Raw genomic sequence first — 21114 nt, forward strand, 5'->3', positions numbered from 1 at the left:
GAGTTTAGGCTTTGTCTTTTTTTGGATCGATCAGGTCGAGGATTTCTTTCAGTTCGTCAGCCGACAATTTTTTCTCCGACACAAAAAAGCTAACGAGCTCTTTATAGGAGTTGTCGAAATAATTTTTTACTACGTTGGTGATGAACTTTTTTTTATACGCTTCCGGCGTAATGGCCGGCGTGTATAGGTAAACGTTACCCACCATGCGGCTGCGCAGGTAACCTTTCTTTTCCAGGTTCTTGATGGTTGATGCCAATGTAGTATAGGGCGGCTTGGGCTGTTCTATTTGTTCCAAAAAATGTTTTACAGTGCCTTCGCCGGCCTGCCACACGGCACGCATGGCCTGTTCTTCGGGAGGGGTAAGTTTTTCCATTTATACGACTATTTCGTAAACCTACGAACATTTCGTAGTTCATGCAAACATTTTTCCTAATATTTTATGGCCCATAGAATATTACGGCTCTAGTATTACCGGATCGCGATTACCTCCAATGGATTTTTTAAAAGACGTAAGCCAGTTGACTCTTCTAAATAGCTTAATTCGACCCGTACTACCGGCGTTCTATTTTTCCCAAATAATTCCTTGCCATAATGTGATTGCCCCTAGCTTTGCGGCGCCTTCCGGCAATTGGGCAGTGTTGCTGCCCCTATTATATGAACCACACCTCCCACCAAAAAGTTACCGCTGCCGGTTTACTGGTAGCGTTGGGTATTATCTACGGCGACATTGGCACTTCTCCCCTGTACGTGCTCAACGCCATTCTGAAAAACAAACCAGTTACCGAAACCCTGATTTTGGGGTCGCTGTCACTGGTCATCTGGACGCTGACGCTGCAAACCACCATCAAGTATGTGCTGCTTACCCTCCGCGCCGACAACCGCGGCGAAGGCGGTATTTTTTCCCTGTATGCGCTGGTGCGCAAACAGGCCAGGTGGCTCGTGTTCCCGGCCATGATTGGCGGTGCTGCGCTCCTGGCCGATGGCATGATCACGCCGGCCATTTCGGTGACTTCCGCAGTTGAAGGCTTGCGCAACATCCCGATGCTGCACGAAATTTCGGATCAAACCATTGTGGGCATTGTGCTGGGCATTTTGGCCTCCCTGTTTTTCCTGCAGCAATTCGGCACGCATTCTATTGGTAAATTATTTGGCCCTGTGATGGCCATTTGGTTTGGCATGCTGGCCGTGTTGGGCAGCCTTCACCTGGCCGATGATCTCTCTGTTTTCAAAGCATTCAACCCGTGGTACGGGTATAATCTGTTGGTCAACTTTCCGCAAGGATTTTGGATACTCGGTGCGGTATTCCTGTGTACTACCGGCGCCGAAGCACTGTACAGCGACCTGGGACATTGCGGCCGCAGCAATATCCGGGTGTCGTGGATGGCAGTGAAGCTGTGCCTCATTTTAAATTACCTTGGGCAGGGCGCATGGCTGCTCAGTCATTACAGTGGAAAAACCATCACCGGCCAAATGATCGAAACTGGGTTCAATCCATTTTACGGCATCATGCCTTCCTGGTTTTTGGTAGCCGGTGTAATGATCGCTACCATTGCCGCCATCATTGCCAGTCAGGCCCTTATCAGCGGCTCATTTACCCTTATTTCAGAGGCCATGCGCCTCAACCTTTGGCCCAAAATGAAGATCAAATACCCCTGCGAAACAAAGGGGCAGTTGTATATGCCGGGCATCAACCTGATCCTGTTCCTGGGATGCACGGGCATGGTGCTTTATTTCCAAAAAGCTACCAACATGGAAGCGGCTTATGGCTTGGCCATTACGCTGTGTATGATGGCCACCACTATTTTGTTTACCCACTACCTGTTGGCCCACCGCACCAGGCCATTTTGGATCTGGCTGTTCCTGCTGGTGTACACCTCTATTGAAGTGGGCTTTACCGTGGCCAACCTGCAAAAATTTCCGCATGGCGGCTATGTGGCGCTCCTTATTGGTGGCTGCCTGTTGCTCATCATGTACGTTTGGTATCGTGCCCGCAAAATTAAAAACCGCTACGTGGAATTTGTGGGGCTGGATTATTTTGTGCCCAAGATCCAGGACCTAAGCAATGACCGCTCCGTGCCCAAATACGCCACACACCTGGTGTACTTAACATCGGCCAACAACCCAAAGGAAATTGAGCACAAGATCATGTACTCGATCCTGAACCGCAAACCCAAGCGGGCCGACATTTACTGGTTTGTGCATGTAAATACTTTGGACGAACCATATACCACCGAGTACGTGGTGGAGCACATTATTCCCAACGACATTATCCGCGTGGAATTTAACTTGGGTTTCCGGGTGCAGCCCCGCATCGATTTGCTATTCCGCAAAGTGGTGGAAGACCTGGTAAAAAACAAAGAAGTAAACATTACCAGCCGCTACGAAAGCCTGGAGCGCCGTAACGTGGTAGGCGATTTTTCGTTTGTTGTGATGGAAAAATACCTGAGCCAAGACAACGACCTGCCCATTGTGGAACGCATGGTGATGAAAGCCCATTTCCTGCTAAAAGACATTTCGCTTTCAGAAGAAAAAAACTTCGGCCTCGATACCAGCAATGTGGTCATTGAAAAATTCCCGCTGGTGGTGGCACCGGTAGCCAACATCAACCTAAAGCGGGTGTTTGACCCCGAGCCAACGCTGCAGGGCGCTTTGTAATAAAGCCGGTCGCTCAAATATTAATACTTCGGTTGCGGGCACCCGTTGCCCAGGAGGCTGTTACTCTTCCCTGTTCAATCACCGCCGCCCGGTCGTAGAGCGACACGGTGGGGCAAATATGGTGCGGCAGGCCAAACAGCACATCACCTATTTGAATGCCATGCCCCGCAGGCAGTTGAATAACTCCGTGCTCTTCCGAGTGTTTTACCAACTCCGCATCCGGTGCATTTAAAAAATGTACCCGGTGCGCCATATCGCTTTCCGAAGCCACCGCCTTATGTCCCAGGTCGATGGTCAGTTGCGTGTCACTGCACTGCGATACCACGCGGGTAGCTACCAACGCCGCCGGTATAAAAGGCATTTCCGGGAAAAGCTTTCCATAACCTGCATCCCAATACACAAATGTGCCGGGGCTGCACTCACGGTCGTTGTACTGCGCATGCACCAAAAAAGTGGGTGTGCCGCCTGCAATCAGTTGCGGCATGGGCAGCCCCTCGGCCTGCAGTTGTTGCCCCATCTCTTCCACCGGCGCGAAAGCCGCATCGCAGGACCGCTGGCGCTGCTCCATATCGGGCTGGGTAAGATGGCCGTCGTATACATGAAACCCAATGGGCTCAATTCCTTTTTGCTTGTGGCACAGCCGGTACAGGTCCAGCGCTTCAATACCGGGCAAAATGCCGGTGCGGTTCATGCCGGGGTTGATGTCAACAAACACAGGCAGGTACAACGCCAGGCGTTGGGCAGCCGCAGCAATAGCCTTTGCCGGCACCGGGTGGTCGACCAGGCAGGAAAACTGCGTGGCCGGGTATTGCTGAATGAGTTGCATCAGCCGCTCCACTTTTGGCCCCACGGGCTGGTAAGCCAGCAACACATCAGGCGCACCGCACATGGCTACCAACTCGGCTTCGGCTATGGTAGCGCATTTAAATTTACGGATGCCTTCATCCAGCAGCATCTGGCACACATGTGAGCATTTGCTGGTTTTCATGTGCGGCCGCAACCGGTCCGGTCCACCCGCCAGTAATACCGCCCGGCGAATATTATCGCGGACCCTGTCGGGATATACCAGCAGCGCAGGCGTGTCCAGCTCTTCAATGTTTTCGATCTCAAACCAATCTTTTATATTCAGCAGCGCAGGACTTTCGGATGGTGTATGCATGTATGGCGTAAATTAATGGTAAACAAATGGCGTGGCATTGGCCGTAATAGCTCGCTAAAAACCGGCCAGAAAACTTTGCCGGCCTTTGGGTACCAACAAGTTCCTGCCACTGAATGTTGAATATAGCGCTGCGCAACTATTTGGCCATGTGGCCAGATGATTATTTATAAAAAAGCCGCGCTGGAGATTGGTAGCGGTCCCGCCTGCAAAAGCCAGTCGCTGCCGGTGGCGTAACTATTGCAATTTAATGCGGGCCCACGGGCTTTTATTTTTTGCAAAAACTACAACATGAACCTCCTGAAGCTATATCAAAAAACAGTGGTGATCACCGGAGCATCGAGCGGCGCCGGCAGGGCCATTGCCCTGCAGTTTGCACAAGAAGGTGCTTACCTGGTGCTGGCGGCCCGCCGACAAGCAGCCCTGGATGAGGTAGCCGCGCTGTGCAGCGATGCTGGCGCCAAAGCCACCGTGGTGGTGTGCGATGTCACCGATGCCGCGGCGGTAAAAAGCCTCGCCGAAAAAGCCTTCATTACCTACGGCAGCATTGATGTGTGGGTAAACAATGCCGGTGTGCTGGCAGCCGGCACTTTTGAAGAAACGCCCATTGAAGTGCACGACCAGGTGGTACGCACCAACTTGCTGGGCTACATGCACGGCGCCCATGCGGCAGTGCCTTATTTTAAAAAACAAGGGCACGGCGTGCTGATCAACAACATTTCCGTTGGCGGCTGGTTTCCCACACCGTATGCCGTTGGGTACACCGCCAGCAAGTTTGGACTGCGCGGGTTTTCCGAAGCGCTTCGTGCCGAATTGAGCCGGTTTCCCAACATTCATGTGTGCGACGCCTACCCTGCTTTTTTGGATACGCCGGGCATACAACATGCCGCCAACTACACCGGCCGCTATTTAAAACCTGCGCCACCTGTGTATGATCCCGTTCCGCTGGCGGCAGCCATTGTAAAGCTGGCCAAAAACCCGGTTGACCGCACCAATTACAGCGCGGTAACCACCATTTTGAAAACCGGTTATGCCCTGGCACCGAAGCTTACCCGCAACACCACCGCGGCCGTGATCCGGGCTTATCTAAAAAATGCACAACCACTACCCGATACACCGGGCAATGTGTTTGCCTCCACCGAATTTGGCACAGGCATTCATGGCGGGTGGAACTCACCGGCCGATGCGGCAAAGCGGAAAAAAAGCGGTCTGCTCCTGCTTGCGGGGCTGGCATTAGGATGGATGTTGCTGGCCAGGAGATAACATTTTTGCAATCGCCAGCGCATTTACGACCGCGGCAATTTTGTTTACGGTAAAACAACTTACTGTTGTACCATCGCTACCTTTGGTACCCACTCTTTTTTGTATCCTTAATATGCGTACAGCCGCCACCGAAAGACTTTACCGGATTGTTTTTGGCACCGATACCCGGGCCGGCAAAGTGTTCGACATCACGCTGCTTTGGATGATCGTGATCAGCGTGGTGGTGGTTATTTTGGAAAGCATTCCGCGATTAAGCCGCGAATACCGCAGCTTATTTTTTTCGCTGGAGATCTTTTTTTCGGTGTTGTTTACGGTGGAGTATATCCTGCGCATTGTTATTTCGCCCAACCCGTTCCGGTACATCCGCAGCCGGCTCGGCATCATTGACTTGCTTGGTATTTTGCCTTTTTATATGAGCATGTTTGCAGTGGGCTATCATTACCTCATCGTGTTCCGCTTTCTGCGGATGCTACGGGTGTTCCGTATCCTGCGGCTGTTCCGGTTTGTACGCGAATCGGAGCAACTGTTTGCCGCGCTGCGGGCCTCGTTTCATAAGATCGCGGTATTCATTTCATTTGTGCTCACCATCGTTGTGCTGCTCGGCACATTGATGTATGTGGTAGAAGGCCAGGAAAACGGTTTTACCTCGATCCCGGAAAGCATTTACTGGACCATTGTTACCATTACCACCGTGGGCTACGGCGACATTACGCCGCAAACGGGTTTGGGTAAATGGATTGCTTCGGTGATCATGTTGTGCGGCTATGCCATCATTGCGGTGCCCACCGGTATTGTTACCGTTGAAATGACCCGGCGGGCCGGGAGCATAGGCAAAAAACCCTGCGCCAATTGTGGCCATATCAACGACGAGCAAGCCCGTTTTTGCAACTACTGCGGCACGCAGTTTACCGAAACGCCGCAGCAATAATTACTACTTTTTGCAGGCACATTATGGGGCAACAAAAGTTGTGGCAAAGCAATTTTAAAACGTGTAATTACCATTTGCATAATTGTAGGCTTTTTCGCCAAGCGCATCATTTAGATTGCAGCCTAAAACCAGACTACCGCTTATGCGCTGCACCCTAAAGCATCCATTTTTCCTGATGGCATTTTGCCTGATCCAAATATGCGCCACTGCGCAGGATGCACGTTTGCGCCTTGGTGCCGGCGTCAATTTCGTCGCCAATAATTTTGACGAATCAACCCTGAACAGTTTTGCCACATACTCACTGAATACATCGTACACGGTGCTGCAGCAGCAACGCTACCTGGTGGTGTGGGAACAAAATATTATGCTGCGCAACAGCGAAGCTGACTTAAAGCACAAACGGGCCTTTGTTTTTTCCGTTCCGCTTTCCTTTCGGTTTCAGCCGGGCTATAAAATGGGCTATTATATTGGCTTTGGCCCTACTTATATGAGCCAGCGTTACGACGATCCCAACATCACCCAACGGGTACGGGGCTGGAATGCTACGGCGCAGGCAGGGTTGGCATATAAAACGCAACCCATAGCAGACGCGCTTTTTGTAGAGTACCACCTGAAAGCCGGTGTGCACCATAGCCTCAATGGCAGCGGAAATATGGCGCCATTCATTACCCTTGCGGTGCAACTGGGCGCCAACCAGCGGGTGGAACGGCTGGCTAGTAATTAAATCCCGGATTTGAGATAGGCAAAGGCCATGATTTTTTGTTTAAAGAATGTACGAATACCGGCCACTTTTTTTATAGTTTTTTCAAAACGGCTTCATAAAAACCAAAAAAAGTTAGCCTTTAACACCGATTGCTAAGAAAGGGGCTGTAACTTACACCCATTGATGGCGCAACAGCTTTCATGTAATTCTTCACCCAAACAACAATATCTGATGAGCCTGAGAGAATTTTTGTCGATTTTGCTTGGTTATAAAAAGCCGGAACTGGTGCCGGTACGAGTGCAACCCCAACAAAAAAAATTACCTAAGAAGTAATCAAAATACAAAGCAGCGACGGCTGCTTTTTTTATGCCCACAGGTGCCACAAAAGGCCCGCTATAACAGCACCCACTAAAGTATTCAGCGCATTTACGGCATTATTACCCAACACCCCGCCCCGCTCCAAAGTAGCACCCAGCCACGAGTCGGTAAGATTGCCCGCCAGGCCCGCCAACACCACCACAAACAATGCAATGATAGAAAACTCCGCCTTAGCCAACAGCAATGATCCAATCACCACACTGCCCACCACACCCAATAAGGTTCCCTCCAAACTAACGACGCCATCCAGCCCACGCCGGTCGGGTCGCATGGTGCGGATATTGTAAAACCGGCGGCCATACAACACGCCGAGTTCCGAAGAAAGTGTATCGGCAGAGGCCGCCGAAAAAGCACCTGCCAGCATGATAGTCAATAGCATTTGATGTTGCGGCCAGAGGGCAGCACAAAGCCCACAGAAAGCTGCCACACCACCATTAGCCAGCACTTGCCCTGCTGTGCGCCGGCTGCTATCGGCATCGGCCAGTGCTGCCTTTACTTTTTTTTCTTTTTGCCAGGAAGTGGCCAGTGTGCCCAATATGAAAAATGCACCGAGCAGGATGATTCCTATCAAGCCTGTTCCGGCCCAAATAACTACCGCAACAGCGCCGGCGGTAAGCGTGCCGGCAAGGGTGAGTTTTTTCCCAACATATACAAGAGCCAACACGACGAGCAATGCCAGCAAGGCCAACCAGGAATTCATTGGTGCAATGTAAGGCCGGATGGATTATTTGCGTAACGCAAATGCCTGCAACGGTGCATTGTTAGACGCGACCAGTAATACCTTTTCGCCGTTAGCAGCACGCAGCCATTTGATATCCCGCACTTCCGTATGTTGCGGAAGCCCGCTCAATGCTGGTGGCACCATTTCCGCAGTGCCTTTGCGCAGCCAAACCTGCACACCGCCGGCATCATACCGGCCCTCGAAGGGCACCACCCCAAAGAAGTTACCACCGCTCAAAACATCCAGGGTACCATCATTATTTACATCAGTTACCGCAAACGAAAAGATTGGCGCCCATTGCATGGAAGCAGGTAATGTTCTGGTCTGCAGTTTTCCCGCTTTGTTTTCAATCAATAAAGAAGAGAGGATCTGCGCATTGTAGCGCTGCATGCTGCTTAGTTTGGCGCCAAAAATCTCTTGCACTGTTTTGCCCGCCATGTCGGCGTAAGTTGCAAATTGTTTACGCACCACAGAAGGAATAGCCCGCTCTAATTCTTCTTTTCCCAAAAAAGGAAAATAACCCCCTTTCTTTTTGATGGCCAATATTTGGTCGAGTGATCCATTGCCGTCCAAGTCGCCGGTATATAATTGCAACGGGTTTTCCTGTGATGCCTGAAGTTTGCTGTTGGTGCCACGGTTGCCTGCCAGTAGTTCGGGCAAGCCGTCCCTGTTCAAATCGGCGGCATACAATGATGTCCACAGTCCGGTAGTATGCTGCAAACCCATTTCACTTGTAACATTGCGTAGCTTTCCTTGCTTGTTTTTGAAAACAGTAACCGGCATCCAATCGCCGGTCAGTACCAATTCGGGCCACCCGTCCTGGTCCAGGTCTGTCCATACGGCACAGGACACCATTCCGGCCGTTGCCAAACCCGGTGCCACTGATGGTGGTGCAGGTGTAAAGTTTGCGGCTCCATCATTGATCAATAAATGCGAAGTAGGAATAGTGCCATAGCTTCCCGACACTGTTCTGCTACCCACAAAAATATCCTGATCGCCATCCCCGTCAAAGTCGGCAACAGTTACCACCGAACGGTTACCACCAACAGGAATTTTTGCAGGCTTTTTGGTAAACACGCCCTTGCCATCGTTCAGATATAACCGGTCTTGTAGCAATTCATTTTGGTCATGCAGTTCATTACCGCCACTGATTACGTACAGGTCTTGATCACCATCTCCATCTGCATCAAAAAAAATGGCATCTACATCTTCACAGGCTGCATCATTATCCAACTGGGGCTGCTTTACACGGACCCATTTTCCATCAGAGGTTTGTGTGCAAACCATACCCGCCTGGCCTGGACCACCACACACAAAAAAATCGTCCAAACCATCACCGTTCATGTCAGCAACGGCAATTTTAGGTCCTTGGGTAGAAAGGCTAAAAGGTATCAGTTGTTGGCTGTTAAAATCATAAAACAAGTTTTCCGAATGCGCCCAACCAGGTATCAATTGATCCTGATTGATAAACAGGGAAGATTTCGGAGTTGTGCCTTTCACATAATTTGTGGGCACTTCGCCTGGCTGCTGGAGCGTAACAATTGTTTTGATCTTTGGATTGCGGATTGTTTGAACTTGCCCGCCAGGCCACGACACTACGATGCTATCAACCGTTTGGTGTATACCCAAACCAAAATGCAACCCATTGAGCACAGCGCTTTGAAAGCCCCGCGTGGCTTGCACTACCGACATTTGCTGCCGTCCCTGTATCCAAACGGTTACTTTAGCTCCGATGGCCTGTGTGTTGGAACCGGAACCTTTCACATCAATCTGCAGAAAATTATTTTTCGGTTGTTCATCGCCGTTATTTCTATAAATAAACGCCGGGCTGTTTATGTTATTTGTGATAATATCCAAATCTCCGTCCCGGTCAAGGTCGGCATAGATTGCGCCATTCGAAATAGAAACATCGCCAGCACCCCAATCAGAACTTCGGTTCGTGAACTGCAAGTTGCTATCACTTTCAAAAAAGTAATTGTGCACCGCACCAGACGGCATGACCTCAATGGCCTTGGGATCGGCGTTTTTTCCTTTTTGCAAAGCCGTGCTCACCGTACCGCTTGACACATATTTTATATAATCGAGATCATTGGGCCTTTTGGGAATGCCATTGGAAACAAACAGATCGCGGTAGCCATCGTTATTGAAATCGGCTAGCAGCGGCGACCAACTCCAATCCGTTGCGGCAATGCCACTAAATAAAGCTATCTCTTTAAAGTTGGTGCCATCGCCGCCATTTATCTGCAAGCAGTTACGAGCAGATTGGTGATGGTATCCCCTGCTGACTTTAAAATCATAAATATCCAGTGGATCGTCTCCGGCAGAAGACTTCAACACCTGCTCATCTTCAGGCAACATGTCCAGCGTGATCAGGTCGAGATGTCCGTCTCCATTTACGTCGGCTGCATCCGACCCCATCGAAAACCGGCTCTGGTGGCCAAAAGCAGCAGCTGCAGATTCTTTGAAGGTGCCATCCTGTTGGTTGATATAGTAATAATCCTGTTCGTGAAAATCATTACTTACATAAATATCATCCCAACCGTCGCCGGTAAAATCTACCGTCAATACATTAAGCCCATAGCCTAATGAACTGCTGTAAATTCCGGCCGACTCAGTGACTTCAGTAAACTGCGTAGTAGCGCCCGTGCCGTTGTTTCTAAATAGCTTGTCACCGCTGGTTTCGGACCTTATTCTGCGCATGGCAGTGTCGCCATAACTTTCCACGGAATGCACGGAGTGATTGACGAGGAACATGTCCAGGTCGCCGTCCTTGTCATAATCAAAAAAAGAAGCCTGGGTATTAAAACCTTCCACATCCAGTCCATATGAAGCGGCCTCTTCCGAAAATTTCATGTTGCCCTTATTGATGAACAACTGGTTGCGGCCCTCCAAACTTTTATACCCACCGACTGTGCATAAATAAATATCCAAGAGGCCATCGGCATTTATATCGACCAGTGTGACGCCGGCGTTCCAGTTGCCCTGCCCCTGCACTCCAGCTTGCGTGGTCACATCTTCAAAAGTCATCCCCCCTTTATTGCGGTATAATTTGTTACTGCCGCGGTTGGCGGTAAAATAGATATCAGGCAAGCCATCACCATCCAGGTCGCCAACGGCAACACCACCGCCATTGTAGTAGTACAGATAATCAAGAATATTGAAAGTATCGGTCAGGTTTACGTCATTGACAAAATCAACACTTGTTTTTCGGCTGTCCACCAACGTGAACATGGTTTCGGACTGCTCTTTGCAGCCATTAATGCACGTTAGTACAATAACCAATAGCAAGCATGATATGAAACGAATGACCAGCAATAGACAACAGGATTTCTGAAATTAAAAGTAGTAAAGGAACAGGCCTTTTTATTTTTTATGTTTTGATTGTATGGTTTGTGTGGTGTTGTTGTTTTTGGTAAACAGGGTAAGGGTGTTTCCATCAGCAGTTCTGATGGTTCGAATGTCCCGTACGGCGCCCTCCACCATCAGCCCGCTCGCCTGGGCTGGTACCGCCCTGAATCCACCCCTGCCATCACCACGAAGCAGCACCCCGCGGCTGCCATCATAGATGCCCACCTCCGGCTTTGCCTCATAAAAGTTGCCCCCCATCAGTATATCCACCCTGCCATCACCATCCACATCGCGAAGTTCCACCCCCCACATCACCGATAGCTGCGCCTCATCGCAAAGAGGCGCCACCCGAAAGCCGCCACCCGCCTTGCCTCCACCAATGGCCACCACGCTGCGCAGCTCCTCAGCCCTTAAGTGCCGGGCCCCCTGCAGCTGCCCTTGGCTAAAGATATCCCCCACCCGCTGACCCTTATAGTCCGCATAACGCAAATACTTCTTTTTCAGGTACGGCAACACCCCCACCAGATCGTGGCGCAGTGCCATGGGGTAGCTCTCCGCTCCATTGTAGCAGCTCAACACATGCTCCACCATTCCATTGCCATCAAAATCACCCACCCACAGCTCCACCGGACGATCCACACTGGCCTTGAACCGCGAGTTCAGCCCATGATTGGCGCCCACCACATCCGCATAGCCATCCCCGTTGACATCACCCACCGCAAGGCGGTTCCACCACCCCGAGGTATGCTCCAGTCCTCGGTTGGCCTCTTTGGTTTTCAAAAGCGTCGTTCCTCCGTTCTCCAGCACCGTTATGGGCAGGTATTCGCCTGCCACCACCAAATCCTGCCTGCCGTCGCGGTTATAGTCCCACCAATGCCCATCGGTAATCATGCCCATGGCCAGCAGCTCAGGGGCTACCCTTTTGGTGATGTCGCTAAAGTGGCCCCTGCCATCGTTTTCGAGCACATAGCCCCTGCCGCCCACCCCGTAGCTTGCAGCCTTGAAGCGGATGCCAACAAAGAGGTCCTGATCCCCATCGCCATCCCAGTCACTAGCGCTCACACACGAGGAAGGCTCCAGGGCAAGGGTGGGCAGGGCCTGCGGCGACTTTGCAAAACCACCCCTGCCATCGTTGATATAAAGGCGGTCAAAAAGCGACAGGTCATGGCCCGGGGCTTCGCTGCCCCCACTGCACACATAGAGGTCCTGGTCCCCATCGCCATCGCAGTCAAAAAACAGCGCCGCCACATCCTCGCTTTCCTTGTCTGCAAGCAGCAGCTGCTGGTTGGACGGGGTAAAGCCTCCCCCCCTTTGCTGCACCAAAAGGGAAGCGGGCTGGCCTGCAGCACCACAAAAAAATACATCCTCCAGCCCATCGCCATTCACGTCCCCACTGGCCATGCGGGGCCCTTCGGTGGAGGCCATATGAAAGAGCAGCTTATCGCGGTCAAAGTCCACAAAGGGGTTTTCCTTATGCTGAAACAAAAGCGTGGGAATGGCTACCGGAGAAAACAAAAGGGGGGCAGCACCACCACCGCTGTAAGGCAAAGCAGAAGCTGTAGCGGCATCGCGCTGATTTAGGCTCAGGTGCTGGTCCACACCCAGCGAATAGGCTACCGTTTGCCGCCCGTCGGGCCACTGCACCACCACCGAATCAATGCTTTGGGCCCTGCCCACACCAAAGAGCAGTGTGGGATCTACACTGGACTGGAAGCCCCGCATGGGCATCAGCTCCTGGTAGGCAAGGGTGGAGTCGTAGTAGAGGCTTACCTTGGCGCCAAGGGCGTAGGTGTTGGCCCCTTCGCCGCTGAGCGATACCTTGAGGTAGTGGTGGTGGGGCAGCAGCTCCCGGGCCCTGCTTTGGTAAATAAAGGGCGGCATGTTCACATTGTTGACCACCAGGTCCAGATCCCCATCCCCATCCAGATCACCATAGGCCGAACCATTGGAAAACGAAGGCTCCGACAAACCCCACTCCACAGCACGGTTCTCAAAACGCAAACCTCCCACATTACGAAAACCATAATTAGATACCCCAACAGAGGGAATCAAATCAATCATTTTGCGGAAGTCGGCTTTGCCGGAAACCACCTGTTGAAAGAAATTTTCGTTTGAAATATACTGGATGTAATCCTGGTTGGTGAGGTCCTGAAAAATGCCATTGGCCACGAAGATGTCCTTGAGGCCATCATTGTCCATGTCCATGATCAGCGCACCCCAGCTCCAGTCCGTAGCACTCACACCAGAAAAACGACCGATATCCGTAAACTTACCGTTGCCTTGATTCAGCTGGAGCATATTGCGGGTAAACTGGTGGTAGTAATCGTACTGCAAATCCAGCTGGTATTTATCCCAACTTTGATGCGTGGTGTTCACCTTCATCCGATCTTCGGTTTCCGGCAGCATTTCAGTCACAAAAATGTCCGGTTTTCTATCGTTGTTGATATCAGCCATATCGGCACCCATCGAAGCATTGCTGATGCTCATCATCTGCTGCTCGAGCTCTTCGGAAAAAGTGCCGTTCTTTCTGTTGATGTATAAATAGTCGCGTTCAAAAAAATCATTCGACACATAGATGTCCTGCCAGCCGTCATCATTTACATCACCCACCGTTACACCCAATCCAAAGCCAATGACGCTGCCAAAAATGCCAGCTTGTTCACTGATGTCGGTAAAATGATTGCCGTCGTTTCTGAAAAATTTCTGACCGCCGAGTGAATCACGGACATTCCGTTCGTTTCGTTGCAAATTAAACGACCCGATTGCTTTGAATGAATTGTTTAGGAGAAACATGTCCAGGTCGCCGTCTTTGTCGTAGTCAAAAAAAGCAGCGTGGGTGGAAAGTCCGCGTTCATCCAAACCATAGTCTGCCGCTTGTTCATCAAAGGTTCCATTGCCCCTGTTGATGTACAACTCATTCTGCCTGTTGTCTCCTTTTACATCGCCGCTATTGCACACATATATATCCAGCCAGCCATCGCCATTTACATCGGCCATACTCACGCCAGTGCTCCATTTTCCTTTTTTGCCAATGCCCGCTTTCTCGGTAATGTCTTCAAACTGCATGTTGCCTTTATTGAGGTACAATTTGTTGGGCAACATGTTAGCGGTAAAAAAAATATCGGGCAAGCTGTCACCATTTACATCGCCTATGGCAACACCGCCGCCGTTGTAAAAGTTACGGTAGGTGTAAATATTAAACTGAGCATCGTATGAAAGATTGTTGGCAAAATTGATACCTGTTTGCGACGAGTCGAGTTTTGCAAACAATGGCTCCGTTGTGCTCTTACTGCCACAGGAAAGAAGCAACACTACCAAACCACACCAACCCACAAAAAATTTCTTCACAAGCAGTTTTTTTACAGCAAACGTTAATTGATCTGGGCCTGTTCCACATCGAGGTCGGCATAATCTACCTTAACCTGCACATCATCGTACAATCCAATTATGATGCGCCGGTTGCCATCTACTTTTACAAATAGATTACCTCGCTGTTCATCTTTTATTTGAATGAACTCGTTACCATCGGGATACCATTTTTTATACAGCGATACTACTTCATTCAGCAAACTGTCTGATCCCAACTCTTTATTCCAGGGTGCCCATCCTGCATATTGAAAACGCACCCACATTTTATGGATTTTACCCTGGTAAAACTCAGGGTAGAAATACATGTCGGCAGGATGTTTCATTTCGCCGTTGTATAATTTATAGTGCACACTGGTGTTGCCGGAGCCATCCATAAACGTTCCCTTTTTATTCATGTTCCAGCAGTGCACATAAAAGTCCTTTGAAGGCATATTGAGTGCAATGCCCATGAACAGGTCGTTTACTTTTTTACCGCTTTTCAGTTCCCGATCGACCAGTTGATTGTATTGTTTTACATCGGACTGGCCACAGCTGAATAGCCCTGCAAGCAACAACAACAATGAATTTCGCAGTATGATCATTTTGCACTTCAACATTTAAAAGGTTCAGATCAACGTTTCCAGGGCAACCCGCTCATCATTTATTTCAGGAGCCTTACGTAAAAAATTCCGCCGGCCGTTGATCCTGGCTGCGCAACGAACTTTACCGTCATAACACCATTGGTCATGTTTTTAAGCAACGCTTCGGGAAGCGCATAATCCACATCGTAAAAACCCTCCTGTTGTCGCCCTTCCAACTTCACCGTTTGCAGCAATTGGTTGTTGACCAGAATATCAAAGCTGCGGTTACGGTCGGCACTGAAATAAGTAATGCGCAAGGTGCGGCCCTCCGCATTTTTGTTTTTTAAATCATAACTAAACCAGCCGGTTGCATGGCGCCAGTGCCGGTCCTGAAATACGCCAGACTCTGTTTTTTCGCCTTTAAAGTTGTGGTCCGATTCCGGTTGTTGTTCGCCGGGTGCTACCTGGTCTACCGTAATGCTTTCCAGTTGCAGGCGTGCTGCTTCCCTTTGCCGGATCGCTTCACGACGCTTGCTTAATCCTTCGGGAGTGGTAATGGGCCAATAGATCATATACCGTGCATCGTGCACCGTGTAAAAAGGCACCAGTTGCAATGACTTGTACTGATCGGGATAAATAAGATTTGATGCAGAAAAAGTAAGCGGCTTACCTGATACCTGCTTAATGGCGGCTGCCACATTTGCTTCTGTAGTAACCAGCAATGGCGCATCCTCCACTGGATATAGCGGCCCATTAGCGATATGGCCCATGCGGCTGTCATCGGCACGCAAACCCTGTAGGTTTGAGGTATCGGTAGCAGCAGCCAGCACAATAGGGCCATGTACAAATGAGACCCAAGAAGAACCATCGGGCATTTGCTCAGCTTTGGTTTGCATGGGCAAAACCACTTTCAACACATCACCCGATTTCCACTGCCGGTCAATAGCAATATATGACGCAGTTGCGTCTAATTTGCCATTTACCTCTTTGCCATTTACCAACACTTTCATGGTACCTTTCAACCATGACGGTTGGCGCAGGTGTATCGCAAACTGCTGCGATTTCGGCAGGGTTAAACGCATGCTGGATTGTTCCTCGTAAGGAAATTCCGTCTGCTGTGTAAGCGTGATGCCTCGCTCCTTCCATTGAAGTGTGGAAGGAATAAGAAGGTTTACAAAAATATCTTTTTTATTATGCGCATAAATGAGTTCGCCATACTTGGTATGGTTTTCCAAACCGGAACCAACACAGCACCAAAAGCCCTCCTGTGGTTGTGAGTATACTCTATAGTGGCGGGGCCTCATTGGCGTAAAATATACGAAGCCGCCATTGGGATGTTGCGAAGAAAGAATATGGTTGTACAGTGCACGTTCGTAATAATCCATATAGGCTGCTGAATGCTGTTGCAGAAACAACTGCTTGGTCAGTTTCAGCATATTGTAGGTGTTGCATGTTTCCGGGCCTTCTTTGGATTCTAACATCGAAGAAAAATCGGTTGCGGGGTGGAAATGTTCCCGCACACTATTTCCGCCGATCGAAACCGTTCGGTTATGCACCACTGTTTGCCAAAAAAAATTGGCCGCTTCAGCCCAATCTTTGTCGCCGCCTACTTCTGCTACCCGCATAAAACCAATGACCTTTGGAATTTGCGTATTGGCATGCATACCGGTCAGCGAATCTTTTTCCTGCAGCAATGGTTGCAATATGCGCTGGTGCGAAAACCTGCGGGCCAGCGCTAAATATTTTTGATCACCGGTGATGGCAGTTACATCTGCAAAAGCTTCGTTCATGCCTCCATGTTCGCTGCGCAAAATGTTTTGCACCTGTTCGTCGGAAAGATTTTTGGTCAGGTTGATACACCAATCCGAAAACCGAACCAGCATGTCCTTGGCTTTCTTGCTTCCTGTTTGCTTGTAAGCATCTACCAGACCAGCATACATTTTATGGATGTTATACCAGGGCACCCATTTATCATTCAGCGAAAAACTGCCTGCATTTATTTTGCCGGCGGCAATATCCTGCCACAACTTTTTGCTGCCGGGCACGCCGCCAAGATAACCGTCGCCGTTTTTCAGCTGGCATTTTTCCAACCAGTCCAGCACATAATCAAGTCGCTTTTTCACTTCTGCGTTGCCGGTGGCTGCATACATGTTGGACAATGCAGAAAGATAGTGTCCACCGATGTGGCCATCGAGGCCAGTACCTTCCCAGTTGCCATAGGTTGCAGCCTTGGGTTCTAGTCCGGCTTCGCGTAAATATGGCGCCAGCAGGCGGTCGGCATCCAATGCCAACATATATTTCAAATCGGTTAGCTGTGCTTTTTTAAACGGACTTTCCAACAGCCGAACAGACTGTAACGGAAAACTTTCCAACGCTTGCTGCTGCCCCATCGATGCAAAGGGCGATAAAACGAAAACTGATATCCCTATAAGTAAATGCTTCATTGTTCTGTCCAGTTCGATGAACCATAAAATTATGGCTGTTCAAAAATCACTTTTTATTTTTTATGTTTTGATTGTATGGTTTGCGTGGTGTTGTTGTTTTTGGTAAACAGGGTAAGGGTGTTTCCATCAGCAGTTCTGATGGTTCGAATGTCCCGTACGGCGCCCTCCACCATCAGCCCGCTCGCCTGGGCTGGTACCGCCCTGAATCCACCCCTGCCATCACCACGAAGCAGCACCCCGCGGCTGCCATCATAGATGCCCACCTCCGGCTTTGCCTCATAAAAGTTGCCCCCCATCAGTATATCCACCCTGCCATCACCATCCACATCGCGAAGTTCCACCCCCCACATCACCGATAGCTGCGCCTCATCGCAAAGAGGCGCCACCCGAAAGCCGCCACCCGCCTTGCCTCCACCAATGGCCACCACGCTGCGCAGCTCCTCAGCCCTTAAGTGCCGGGCCCCCTGCAGCTGCCCTTGGCTAAAGATATCCCCCACCCGCTGACCCTTATAGTCCGCATAACGCAAATACTTCTTTTTCAGGTACGGCAACACCCCCACCAGATCGTGGCGCAGTGCCATGGGGTAGCTCTCCGCTCCATTGTAGCAGCTCAACACATGCTCCACCATTCCATTGCCATCAAAATCACCCACCCACAGCTCCACCGGACGATCCACACTGGCCTTGAACCGCGAGTTCAGCCCATGATTGGCGCCCACCACATCCGCATAGCCATCCCCGTTGACATCACCCACCGCAAGGCGGTTCCACCACCCCGAGGTATGCTCCAGTCCTCGGTTGGCCTCTTTGGTTTTCAAAAGCGTCGTTCCTCCGTTCTCCAGCACCGTTATGGGCAGGTATTCGCCTGCCACCACCAAATCCTGCCTGCCGTCGCGGTTATAGTCCCACCAATGCCCATCGGTAATCATGCCCATGGCCAGCAGCTCAGGGGCTACCCTTTTGGTGATGTCGCTAAAGTGGCCCCTGCCATCGTTTTCGAGCACATAGCCCCTGCCGCCCACCCCGTAGCTTGCAGCCTTGAAGCGGATGCCAACAAAGAGGTCCTGATCCCCATCGCCATCCCAGTCACTAGCGCTCACACACGAGGAAGGCTCCAGGGCAAGGGTGGGCAGGGCCTGCGGCGACTTTGCAAAACCACCCCTGCCATCGTTGATATAAAGGCGGTCAAAAAGCGACAGGTCATGGCCCGGGGCTTCGCTGCCCCCACTGCACACATAGAGGTCCTGGTCCCCATCGCCATCGCAGTCAAAAAACAGCGCCGCCACATCCTCGCTTTCCTTGTCTGCAAGCAGCAGCTGCTGGTTGGACGGGGTAAAGCCTCCCCCCCTTTGCTGCACCAAAAGGGAAGCGGGCTGGCCTGCAGCACCACAAAAAAATACATCCTCCAGCCCATCGCCATTCACGTCCCCACTGGCCATGCGGGGCCCTTCGGTGGAGGCCATATGAAAGAGCAGCTTATCGCGGTCAAAGTCCACAAAGGGGTTTTCCTTATGCTGAAACAAAAGCGTGGGAATGGCTACCGGAGAAAACAAAAGGGGGGCAGCACCACCACCGCTGTAAGGCAAAGCAGAAGCTGTAGCGGCATCGCGCTGATTTAGGCTCAGGTGCTGGTCCACACCCAGCGAATAGGCTACCGTTTGCCGCCCGTCGGGCCACTGCACCACCACCGAATCAATGCTTTGGGCCCTGCCCACACCAAAGAGCAGTGTGGGATCTACACTGGACTGGAAGCCCCGCATGGGCATCAGCTCCTGGTAGGCAAGGGTGGAGTCGTAGTAGAGGCTTACCTTGGCGCCAAGGGCGTAGGTGTTGGCCCCTTCGCCGCTGAGCGATACCTTGAGGTAGTGGTGGTGGGGCAGCAGCTCCCGGGCCCTGCTTTGGTAAATAAAGGGCGGCATGTTCACATTGTTGACCACCAGGTCCAGATCCCCATCCCCATCCAGATCACCATAGGCCGAACCATTGGAAAACGAAGGCTCCGACAAACCCCACTCCACAGCACGGTTCTCAAAACGCAAACCTCCCACATTACGAAAACCATAATTAGATACCCCAACAGAGGGAATCAAATCAATGAGGCGCTTGATGATGTTTTCTTCTTTGTTCAGTATTTGTTTCCGGATATCATGCTCAGCTGACGCAGTATACTGTATATAGTCTTGATCGGTGATGTCTTTGTAAATGCCGTTGGCCACGAAGATGTCTTTGAAGCCATCGTTGTCCATGTCCATGATCAGCGCACCCCAGCTCCAGTCAGTGGCACTTACACCGGAAAAACGACTCACGTCAGTGAATTGCAAAGCATTAGAATCATTAGAAACGCGAATTAACCCGCGATTCCATTGTAATGAATTGCGTACAAATTGTCGGTGATACCCATTGAATTGGTTCGCAGTATACTTATCCCAGTTTTCAAAAGCTGTCTTTGTTTTTACCCGGGCTTCACCTTCGGGAAACATATCTGTCACATACACTTCGGAAAGACCGTCGTTGTTTAGGTCGGCAATATCAGCACCCATTGCATTCATACTGATCTCACCCATTTGCTGCTCGAGCTGTTCCGAAAAAGTGCCGTTCTTTTTGTTGATGTATAAATAATCGCGTTCAAAAAAATCATTCGACACATAAATGTCCTGCCAGCCATCTCGATTGATATCGGAAACGGTTACCCCCAATCCAAAGCCAATGGCGCTACTGTAAATTCCAGCCGATGCAGTTACATCGGTGAAGCGTTTGCCGTCATTGCGCAACAGTTTGTTGCCGCCCATCGGGTCAGGAATCAACCGCTGATCTTTTGCACCTTCAAAATTGGCCACCGAACGGAAGGAATTGCTCAATACATAGCAGTCAAGATCACCATCATTGTCATAATCAAAAAAAGCAGCGTGTGTTGACAATCCGCGGAAATCAAGGCCCCATTGAGCACCTTGCTCAACAAAGCTGCCATTGCCCTCGTTGATAAAAAGTTCATTGCTCCGGCGTACGCCACGCATATCACCTGATTTGCACACATAAATGTCCAGAAAGCCATCGCCATTTACATCTGCCATGGTTACGCCTGTACTCCACACACCGTTTGAACCCACACCTGCTTTCTCCGTAATGTCTTCAAACTGCATGTTGCCCTTATTGAGGTAAAGTTTATTAGATTGCTGGTTAGCACAGAAGAAAATATCGGGCAGGCTGTCTCCATTTATATCACCGATGGCCACGCCACCGCCATTAAAAAAGTTTCGAAATGTGTAAGGGTTGAATTGCTCGTTGTAGGAAATGTTGTTGACAAAATCGATACCCGTTTTGGCGGCAGGCAGCAGCGAAAACAGCGGCGCTGTATGTTGCTTGGTATTACAGGAAACAATGGATAATACAGCGGAACATACAATCAGGATGTTCAACCGAATACTAGTTAGCACCACACAAATTCTGTTACGCAAACTCACTTGTTCAAAATAATTATAGAAAGAAAATCAGCAGGATAGTCGTTGCTATACTGCTGTATAAACTGGACTAAAAAATTGTCTTACGACTAAAGCAGCTGTAGCATTTACCAACACCTGAATATAAGGAA

At 50.3% G+C, this 21114-nt stretch carries 13 protein-coding genes; 5 read left to right on the forward strand and 8 right to left on the reverse strand.

Annotation, left to right across the window (positions count from 1 at the left end):
* Positions 1 to 4: 4 nt before the first annotated feature.
* On the reverse strand, positions 5 to 373 hold the full coding sequence (locus tag EPD17_RS15615) for a BlaI/MecI/CopY family transcriptional regulator (RefSeq protein ID WP_132055536.1): 369 nt from the start codon (positions 371 to 373) through the stop codon (positions 5 to 7).
* A gap of 281 nt (positions 374 to 654) precedes the next feature.
* On the opposite strand from EPD17_RS15615, the gene EPD17_RS15620 reads away from it, so the two are divergent.
* The gene (locus tag EPD17_RS15620) at positions 655 to 2655 is read left to right on the forward strand and encodes a KUP/HAK/KT family potassium transporter (RefSeq protein ID WP_132055537.1); all 2001 of its coding nucleotides are present in this window, start codon (positions 655 to 657) and stop codon (positions 2653 to 2655) included.
* A gap of 13 nt (positions 2656 to 2668) precedes the next feature.
* Here EPD17_RS15620 and EPD17_RS15625 read toward each other — a convergent pair whose 3' ends face one another.
* Positions 2669 to 3814, reverse strand: coding sequence for a D-TA family PLP-dependent enzyme (locus EPD17_RS15625; protein WP_204743180.1), 1146 nt, complete (start codon positions 3812 to 3814; stop codon positions 2669 to 2671).
* Between the two features lie 288 nt (positions 3815 to 4102).
* On the opposite strand from EPD17_RS15625, the gene EPD17_RS15630 reads away from it, so the two are divergent.
* The 4 genes from EPD17_RS15630 (at position 4103) to EPD17_RS20005 (ending at position 7038) form a co-directional block, all read left to right on the forward strand.
* Positions 4103 to 5074, forward strand: a complete 972-nt coding sequence (locus tag EPD17_RS15630; RefSeq protein WP_132055538.1) for an SDR family oxidoreductase — start codon at positions 4103 to 4105, stop codon at positions 5072 to 5074.
* A gap of 112 nt (positions 5075 to 5186) precedes the next feature.
* Positions 5187 to 6002, forward strand: a complete 816-nt coding sequence (locus EPD17_RS15635) for an ion transporter (RefSeq protein WP_132055539.1) — start codon at positions 5187 to 5189, stop codon at positions 6000 to 6002.
* Positions 6003 to 6144: 142 nt separating this feature from the next.
* Positions 6145 to 6726, forward strand: coding sequence for a DUF3187 family protein (locus EPD17_RS15640; RefSeq protein WP_132055540.1), 582 nt, complete (start codon positions 6145 to 6147; stop codon positions 6724 to 6726).
* Between the two features lie 162 nt (positions 6727 to 6888).
* Positions 6889 to 7038, forward strand: coding sequence for a hypothetical protein (locus EPD17_RS20005; RefSeq protein ID WP_165929630.1), 150 nt, complete (start codon positions 6889 to 6891; stop codon positions 7036 to 7038).
* Positions 7039 to 7069: 31 nt separating this feature from the next.
* On the opposite strand, the gene EPD17_RS15645 is transcribed toward EPD17_RS20005, so the two are convergent.
* The 6 genes from EPD17_RS15645 to EPD17_RS15670 all read right to left on the reverse strand — a co-directional run bounded on the left by EPD17_RS15645 (position 7070) and on the right by EPD17_RS15670 (position 20941).
* Positions 7070 to 7783 (reverse strand): DUF92 domain-containing protein, encoded by a 714-nt coding sequence (locus EPD17_RS15645; RefSeq protein WP_132055541.1) that lies wholly within the window; start codon positions 7781 to 7783, stop codon positions 7070 to 7072.
* A 24-nt stretch (positions 7784 to 7807) separates the two neighbouring features.
* A complete protein-coding gene (locus EPD17_RS15650; protein ID WP_132055542.1) occupies positions 7808 to 11035 on the reverse strand; it encodes a VCBS repeat-containing protein in 3228 nt (1075 codons plus the stop codon).
* 132 nt (positions 11036 to 11167) lie between these two features.
* Positions 11168 to 14500 carry a VCBS repeat-containing protein gene (locus EPD17_RS15655; protein WP_204743182.1) on the reverse strand — a complete coding sequence of 1111 codons (3333 nt, stop codon included), beginning with the start codon at positions 14498 to 14500 and terminating at the stop codon, positions 11168 to 11170.
* A gap of 23 nt (positions 14501 to 14523) precedes the next feature.
* Positions 14524 to 15102 carry a hypothetical protein gene (locus EPD17_RS15660; RefSeq protein ID WP_132055544.1) on the reverse strand — a complete coding sequence of 193 codons (579 nt, stop codon included), beginning with the start codon at positions 15100 to 15102 and terminating at the stop codon, positions 14524 to 14526.
* A gap of 59 nt (positions 15103 to 15161) precedes the next feature.
* Positions 15162 to 17375, reverse strand: a complete 2214-nt coding sequence (locus tag EPD17_RS15665; RefSeq protein WP_240040802.1) for a glycoside hydrolase family 127 protein — start codon at positions 17373 to 17375, stop codon at positions 15162 to 15164.
* A gap of 203 nt (positions 17376 to 17578) precedes the next feature.
* A complete protein-coding gene (locus tag EPD17_RS15670) occupies positions 17579 to 20941 on the reverse strand; it encodes a VCBS repeat-containing protein (RefSeq protein ID WP_165929631.1) in 3363 nt (1120 codons plus the stop codon).
* Between the last annotated feature and the right edge of the window lie 173 nt (positions 20942 to 21114).

Origin of the sequence: Pseudocnuella soli, assembly GCF_004347775.1 — a bacterium.
Taxonomy (GTDB): Bacteria; Bacteroidota; Bacteroidia; order Chitinophagales; family Chitinophagaceae; genus Flavisolibacter; species Flavisolibacter aquaticus.

Coding starts and splice junctions, on each gene's coding strand:
- EPD17_RS15620 (WP_132055537.1), top strand. CDS start 655: ATGAACCACACCTCCCACCAAAAAGTTACCGCTGCCGGTTTACTGGTA.
- EPD17_RS15650 (WP_132055542.1), bottom strand. CDS start 11,035: ATGTTCACGTTGGTGGACAGCCGAAAAACAAGTGTTGATTTTGTCAAT.
- EPD17_RS15615 (WP_132055536.1), bottom strand. CDS start 373: ATGGAAAAACTTACCCCTCCCGAAGAACAGGCCATGCGTGCCGTGTGG.
- EPD17_RS15635 (WP_132055539.1), top strand. CDS start 5,187: ATGCGTACAGCCGCCACCGAAAGACTTTACCGGATTGTTTTTGGCACC.
- EPD17_RS20005 (WP_165929630.1), top strand. CDS start 6,889: ATGGCGCAACAGCTTTCATGTAATTCTTCACCCAAACAACAATATCTG.
- EPD17_RS15665 (WP_240040802.1), bottom strand. CDS start 17,375: ATGTTGGCATTGGATGCCGACCGCCTGCTGGCGCCATATTTACGCGAA.
- EPD17_RS15640 (WP_132055540.1), top strand. CDS start 6,145: ATGCGCTGCACCCTAAAGCATCCATTTTTCCTGATGGCATTTTGCCTG.
- EPD17_RS15645 (WP_132055541.1), bottom strand. CDS start 7,783: ATGAATTCCTGGTTGGCCTTGCTGGCATTGCTCGTCGTGTTGGCTCTT.
- EPD17_RS15630 (WP_132055538.1), top strand. CDS start 4,103: ATGAACCTCCTGAAGCTATATCAAAAAACAGTGGTGATCACCGGAGCA.
- EPD17_RS15660 (WP_132055544.1), bottom strand. CDS start 15,102: ATGATCATACTGCGAAATTCATTGTTGTTGTTGCTTGCAGGGCTATTC.
- EPD17_RS15625 (WP_204743180.1), bottom strand. CDS start 3,814: ATGCATACACCATCCGAAAGTCCTGCGCTGCTGAATATAAAAGATTGG.